The sequence below is a fragment of the Streptomyces rimosus subsp. rimosus genome (assembly GCF_000720725.1).
Classification (GTDB): Bacteria; Actinomycetota; Actinomycetes; order Streptomycetales; family Streptomycetaceae; genus Streptomyces; species Streptomyces rimosus_A.
In genome coordinates this window covers 24,421-30,711 of the sequence record NZ_JOCQ01000099.1, presented here as the reverse complement: position 1 = coordinate 30,711, position 6,291 = coordinate 24,421, and the positions used below count along the sequence as shown (strand labels likewise).

Here is a 6,291-nt window from a genome sequence, read left to right as displayed (position 1 = left end):
CCGTACGCCCCCCCGCCCCTCCGCCGCCCGGCGCCCTTCCCCCGCCCCGTAGACTGGACGACCGGCCCTCCATGGGCCGCACCCCTTACGGCCGCCCCGGCCCCGCAGCGGGCCGTACGCACCGTCGCCCAGTCCATCGCATCCTCTCCGGGAAGTCGCCACCGTGTCGCTCACGATCGGAATCGTCGGTCTGCCGAATGTCGGCAAGTCGACCATGTTCAACGCCCTGACCAAGAACGACGTGCTGGCGGCCAACTACCCGTTCGCCACCATCGAGCCCAACGTCGGCGTCGTCGGCGTCCCCGACCCGCGCCTGGCCAAGCTGGCCGCGATCTTCGACTCCCAGAAGATCCTCCCGGCCACCGTCGACTTCGTCGACATCGCCGGCATCGTCCGCGGCGCCTCCGAGGGCGAGGGCCTGGGCAACAAGTTCCTGGCGAACATCCGCGAGTCCGACGCGATCTGCCAGGTCATCCGCGCCTTCAAGGACGAGAACGTCGTCCACGTCGACGGCAAGGTCTCGCCCAAGGACGACATCGAGACCATCAACACCGAGCTGATCCTCGCCGACCTCCAGACCATCGAGAAGGTCCTGCCGCGCCTCCAGAAGGAGTCGCGCATCAAGAAGGACGTGGCCCCGAAGGTCAAGGCGGTCGAGGAGGCCAAGGCCATCCTGGAGAAGGGCGACACCCTCTTCTCGGCGGGCATCGTCCAGGGCTCCGGCAACGAGGAGCTCCTGCACGACCTCCACCTCCTCACCACCAAGCCCTTCCTCTACGTCTTCAACGTCGACGAGGACGAGCTGACCGACGAGGACTTCAAGGCCGAACAGCGCGCCCTGGTCGCCCCCGCCGAGGCCATCTTCCTCAACGCCAAGCTCGAAGCCGACCTCGCCGAACTCGACGAGGAGGAGGCCCTGGAGCTCCTCCAGTCCGTAGGCCAGGAAGAACCCGGCCTCGCCACCCTCGCCCACGTCGGCTTCAACACCCTCGGCCTCCAGACCTACCTCACCGCCGGCCCCAAGGAAACCCGGGCCTGGACCATCAAGAAGGGCGCCACGGCTCCCGAGGCGGCCGGTGTGATCCACACCGACTTCCAGAAGGGGTTCATCAAGGCTGAGGTCATCTCGTTCGACGACCTGGTGGAGACGGGGTCGGTGGCCGAGGCCCGCGCTGCTGGGAAGGCGCGGATGGAGGGGAAGGATTATGTGATGCAGGATGGGGATGTGGTGGAGTTCCGGTTCAATGTGTAGTGGATGACTTAACGCCACTTCGATGCAGGTCAGGAGGGGCCTGGCTCTTGGGAGGCAGGCTCCCAGATTCGCACGCACCGGTACCTGACCTCTCGTCACCTGTCATCATCCCTCCTCCCCGGACCGTGCTGGATGCCAACGATTTGGACGGACGTCTTGGCCCGTCGCCTCACGTCACCCCAAGCCCGTCCCGGCCTGGGGAGGGTGTGAGGCGACGGTGAGGAGCCGGGATCGTACATCGGTGGCGATGGTGGCGGCCTGGACCATGTGGTCCTGGGGCTCAAGGGTGGCGAGCACCGCCCAGTAGTGGTCCTCGGAGTCCTGCTGGGTGCAGTTCATGACGTGCTGCCCATCCTGACCGGCGTGGGAGTTCGTACTGAGGAGTGGCCCAGGTGCCGGCGCGAGGCTGACACACTCTGTTCCCGCTTCGATACCCTCAACAAGGACGTCAAGAACGGTGATTGGGAGCGCGGATGGGTAAGGGCGCACTGGGGATGCCCCTTGAGGTGCAGCACATCAAAAGGGCGCTGCTGCGGGAGTTCGCAGGCCGGATCTCTATGGACGACTTCGAAAAGAAGGACCCCAAAGAGCGCGAGACGGCCCTGCTGTCGAGAGCCGTTTCCGCGAAGGCTGCACGCATCCTCGCGGACTGCACCTCGGACGAGGCGGCGGCATGGGTGATCGACGGCCGGGACGATTTCGGTATCGACTGCGTTGCGTTTTCCGCCTCGGGATCCGAACTCTGGCTGATTCAAGCCAAGTGGAAGGACAAGGGGACGGCTGGCTTCGACACTGAGGCGGCACTCAAGCTGGTCCACGGGCTCAAGAAGCTCGACAATCGCGATCTCGACCACTTCAACGAGCGGCTGCAACTGCTCGCCGACCGTGTGCATGGCGTTCTTAGGCTGCCCACGTGCAAGGTCAACTTGGTCGTCGCCCTTATGGGAGACGGTCGTCTCTCTCTCGAGACCCGCAACATCCTGGACGAGGCGGCCAACGAGTTCGGCGGACGCGGGCGGACTGTGGAGTACCGGGTACTGGACCAGGAGGACTTCCACCGGGCGATTCGGGAGGACCTGGAGCCGCAGCCCATCACTCTCAAGGCCACCATGGACCGCGAGTGGTATAGCCGCGAGACTCCGTACAAGGCGGTGATCGGTGAGATCAGCGCCGATCAGCTCGCACGCTGGTACGGCGGCAAGGGCGGTGACGAAGATCATGATCATGGCAAGGGGCACGGCGAACGTCTCTACGACCGCAACGTCCGCAAGTCGCTGGGACTCACCGGGGTCAACCAGACCATGGTGGAGTCGATGTTGGAGGACCCGGAAGGGTTCCTCTACCGCCACAACGGCATTACGGTGCAGTGCGACAGAGTCGAGCAGGAGTACCACGCCAAGAGAGCGGTCGGCCAGCCCACCACCCTCACCCTGCACAACGCCAGCGTGGTGAACGGCGCCCAGACGGTGTCTTCAGCCTACCGGGCGTACGAGAGGGATCCCGAGGCCGTCGCAGAGGCCCATGTCCTGGTGAGGATCATCTCCCTGGAGGGGGCGCCGGAGGGCTTCGGGCGTTCCATCACCAAGGCTACCAACACGCAGAACCACATGGAGCGCCGGGACTTCATCGCCATCGATACCGTACAGAGCGAGATTCAAAAGGACTTCCGCCTCTCCCTCGACAAGGAGTACGTCTTCCGGAGGGGGGAACTGGACCCGGCTCCCGAGTCGGGCTGCTCGGTCACGGAAGCGGCCACGGCCCTAGCCTGCATGCACCGGGACTCGTCGCTCGCCGTGCGGGTCAAGGGCTCCACGAACGCGCTGTGGGAGGAAGGCGCTGGGGGCGCTTATACGAGATTGTTCGGTCAGCAGCCGACCGCTCAGCAGATCTGGCGCGCCGTGCAGGTCTTCCGGCTGGTGCGGGACCAACTGACCGAGTTGCGAACGAAGTTCACCGGGCGTCCGGCCGCCATCGTGGACAGCGGGGGCCTGCTGGTGGCCCACCTGGTGTTCCAGCGGATCGGCAGAGACCGGTTCGAAGAGCCGGACGACGAGTGGGCCGAGGTGCTCGTCGGCGTGCCCGGTCAGGTCAGTGCCGTGCTCCTCTGCCTCATCACTATGGTCGACACTCTCTTCACCAAGAAGAGTTATGTCACCAGCACCTTCGCCAACGAAGAACGTTGCGCGCGGTTGGCCGCCGCTGTGCTGGGCGTCCTCCAGCGCGGCACCGGACCGGACTCCCCCATGAACCTCAAGGCCCTCATGGCGGATACCGGACCGAAGCGGCAACGTCGGCCCCAGACGGTCCGCCTGCTCGTCGACCACGACGCCATCAGCGACGGCACTCCCCTGGTCTACGCCCCCAGCACCGTGGAGGAACTGGCCATTGGCGCGTGGCTCGACGAGGATCCCCGTCGGCGTCGGGCAAGTTGGGTGAACGACCGGAAGACCCCCATTCTCTGGGAGGCCGACGGCAAGCGATATTCCCCGACCGGTTTGGTTTCCCAGATGTGGAACGCGGCCGATTGGAAGGAACAGTGGAGCGCGGTCCAGGGGCCCAAGCAGTGGAAAGTCGCGGGCGAGGGAACGCTGGTGGAGATCGCCGAGAGGCTCTGGCGGGACATCGCGGACGAGGAGCAGTCGGAAGAGGACAGCTTGGCGGGCGCGTGAGGCTTCAGGCTCCGCTCAGCGCAGGTGCGGCCACGAAGGCCGCCCATGCGCTGGGGTGGAGGCGAGCATAGGGGGCTGGTAGGACGCTTGCTGTCGCGGATGGCGATGTGGGCGGGGAGGCTGTCGGCGACTTCGACGCAGTTTCCTTGTCCACCGCTATAGTTGCTTGCGCCCCACGTTGCTCCCATGAGTACGAGGATCACTCGTGATATCCCCGGGCCCGGGCGGCAGGCACGCTGGAATAGAATTAACCTGCGCGATCCCCTTCGCCCTGGGCTTTCCTTCGTACAAAGCGCTTGAGAACGTGTCCGTTCCAATGTCTGATGCCTGGGACGGACTACGCGACCCCGGACCTGAGCATCGGTTCTCGTGCGTGCAAGAACGGCGACGGCTGGCTCCTGGACGCCGATGCGGTCAAACTGACCGTTGAGGTCGAATCTCCATCCGAAAGACTCCAAGGCATCAACGAGAAAGACAACGGGATATGCCTCTGCAGATGTTGCTCGTGTCTTGCAGCACGTGGTCGCTTTTCGGCCGGCCTGGGAAGGCCGAGTACAAGGGCGTCGTCCACGGCAAGTGCGGCAAAGAGGTGCCGCTGCCCGCCGAATTCGGTGCGCTCTGTGCACGGCTGGACTGGGCCTGTACGGGACGCGACCCAGGCGGTGATCGCACTCTGCCCTCCCCGCGAGGAGGCGGGGAGGGCGTACAGGAGTTATCAGCCCCTGGCAGATTCGCCCAGGGTTGTCAGGTGCGCGGGTCGTCGTCGGTCGAACCGAGTTCCCTGTCGGCGACGACCTGTCTTTGTCCTCACTGCTCCGGCAGTGCCTCCGCAATGTGGCGGAAGTGGGCGGCTGCCTCGTCGAGCTGATCCGCCACCTCGAAGGCGATCTCCTTGGGAGAGCCGAAGTCGCTCGGGTCCGGGGCCAGATGGGCCTTGAGGTCGAGGCTCGTCTTCGTACGGGCGAGGAGTTCCGCTACGGGGTATCGGCGAAAACGTTTCGACTCGGTTCGTGCCGCGAAGCCCCCGTTTGGGAGGCAGGAGGCGACGAAGTCGTCGAAGTCGGCCTCGGTGACCGGGTTTCCGGTGTCGGTGTGGTGGTTGCCTGTTCGGGCGTCATATACCCACAGGTCCTTCGTGGCGGGCTCACCGCTCGGGTTGGGAGCGGACTTCGTGAAGAAGAGGATGTTCGACTTCACGCCCTTGCGGTGGAACAGGCCAGTGGGCAGGCGCAGAAGAGTGTGTACGTCGCAGTTCCTCAGCAGGTTCTGTCGTACGGTGGACGCCGCGCCGCCGCCGAACAGGGCCCCGTCCGGAACAAAGACAGCCGCCCGTGCACCCTGTGGCAGGGTGATTGCCAGGTGTTGGAGGAAGTTGGTAGGGAAATCCCCGTACGCCCAGAAGTCGTCACGCATGGTGGCGTCGGGCTGTACGCCGTTGCTCCTGAATGGCGGGTTGCAGATGGCCACGGTGGGTACGACCCCGGGCCCCGAGCGGACCACCGGGACCTTGCGCTTGAGTGTGTCGGCAAGCTGGACCGGAGCGGAAGCGGCGAACGGGCGGCCGGTGTGCAGCAGGATGTTCAGCATGCTCAGCCGGCACATCTGGGCGTCGAGGTCGGCTCCCGCGAGGGCGGTCGGGGCCAGCTGGCGGTTGGCGGCAAGCATGGCATTGTAGGCGGCGATGAGCGTCGTGCCTGTGCCACACGCCGGATCGATGACAATGTCCTCAGGGCCCACGCCGAGCACCTTGGTTATGGCGTTCAGGACGGGGAGGGGCGTGAGGGTCTGGCCGGACTCGATCTTGAGGTCGATGTCGTCGCGGCAGTCGCGCAGCATCTGCGAGAAGGCACGGCCTAACTCGGCCTGGGGGACCGCCAGCCAGCTGTAGGGGTCGATCTGCTCGACGATCAGCTCGTTGAGCTCGGCCATGCGGTCGAGCCCCCAGATTTGGGCGTCGCGGAAGACCACACTTGCAGTCTGTCTGTCGGGGCGGCCGGCGAGGTCCTGGTTGCCGAGACCGTCCACGAGGCGGGCGAGGCTGGTGTGCAGAGCGTCACCGCTGAGCAGAGCCAGGCCCGGCCAAGCGCCGGCGGGCGCGACAGGCGGGTGCGCGAACCGGGTCGAGCGCTGGGCCCGCTCGTGGTCCAGCTTGAGGAAAAGCAGGTAACCGACGTGCTCCACAAACTGGAGGCGGGTGATGGCGCGGGTATTGATTCCCTCGCGGTAGAACTTCCAAAACCGCTCGGCTATCGCCTCGCCCTTCCAGAACCTCTCTGCTGGTATGCCTGCTGCCGTCGCTCCGTTGCCTCGGCCGAGCCCGTTGGCCATGTGTCACCCAGTCCCTATGCGAAGTCCCTGGCGGGCCGCCTG

At 65.6% G+C, this 6,291-nt stretch carries 4 protein-coding genes and 1 pseudogene; 2 read left to right on the top strand and 3 right to left on the bottom strand.

Translation table 11 applies throughout. The features are described from left to right. Positions 1-163 precede the first annotated feature (163 nt). Positions 164-1,252 carry a redox-regulated ATPase YchF gene (gene ychF / locus IH45_RS0134375; RefSeq protein WP_030677821.1) on the top strand — a complete coding sequence of 363 codons (1,089 nt, stop codon included), beginning with the start codon at positions 164-166 and terminating at the stop codon, positions 1,250-1,252. Positions 1,253-1,426: 174 nt separating this feature from the next. Here ychF and IH45_RS1000000149030 read toward each other — a convergent pair whose 3' ends face one another. Beyond that, entirely contained in the window at positions 1,427-1,591 is a 165-nt protein-coding gene (locus IH45_RS1000000149030; RefSeq protein ID WP_158813354.1) for a hypothetical protein, read from the bottom strand. Positions 1,592-1,725: 134 nt separating this feature from the next. On the opposite strand from IH45_RS1000000149030, the gene IH45_RS1000000150320 reads away from it, so the two are divergent. After that, on the top strand, positions 1,726-3,921 hold the full coding sequence (locus IH45_RS1000000150320) for an AIPR family protein (RefSeq protein WP_050515385.1): 2,196 nt from the start codon (positions 1,726-1,728) through the stop codon (positions 3,919-3,921). A 122-nt stretch (positions 3,922-4,043) separates the two neighbouring features. Here IH45_RS1000000150320 and IH45_RS1000000150315 read toward each other — a convergent pair. Both IH45_RS1000000150315 and IH45_RS0134360 read right to left on the bottom strand, forming a co-directional pair. Beyond that, positions 4,044-4,109 (bottom strand): annotated as a pseudogene (locus IH45_RS1000000150315) (DUF397 domain-containing protein); the annotation flags it as partial. A 619-nt stretch (positions 4,110-4,728) separates the two neighbouring features. Further along, positions 4,729-6,249, bottom strand: a complete 1,521-nt coding sequence (locus IH45_RS0134360; RefSeq protein WP_078897915.1) for an HsdM family class I SAM-dependent methyltransferase — start codon at positions 6,247-6,249, stop codon at positions 4,729-4,731. Between the last annotated feature and the right edge of the window lie 42 nt (positions 6,250-6,291).

What these genes read in the sequence shown, in the direction of transcription:
- IH45_RS1000000149030 (WP_158813354.1), bottom strand. Translation starts at nt 1,591, where the DNA reads ATGAACTGCACCCAGCAGGACTCCGAGGACCACTACTGGGCGGTGCTC.
- IH45_RS1000000150320 (WP_050515385.1), top strand. Translation starts at nt 1,726, where the DNA reads ATGGGTAAGGGCGCACTGGGGATGCCCCTTGAGGTGCAGCACATCAAA.
- IH45_RS0134360 (WP_078897915.1), bottom strand. Translation starts at nt 6,249, where the DNA reads ATGGCCAACGGGCTCGGCCGAGGCAACGGAGCGACGGCAGCAGGCATA.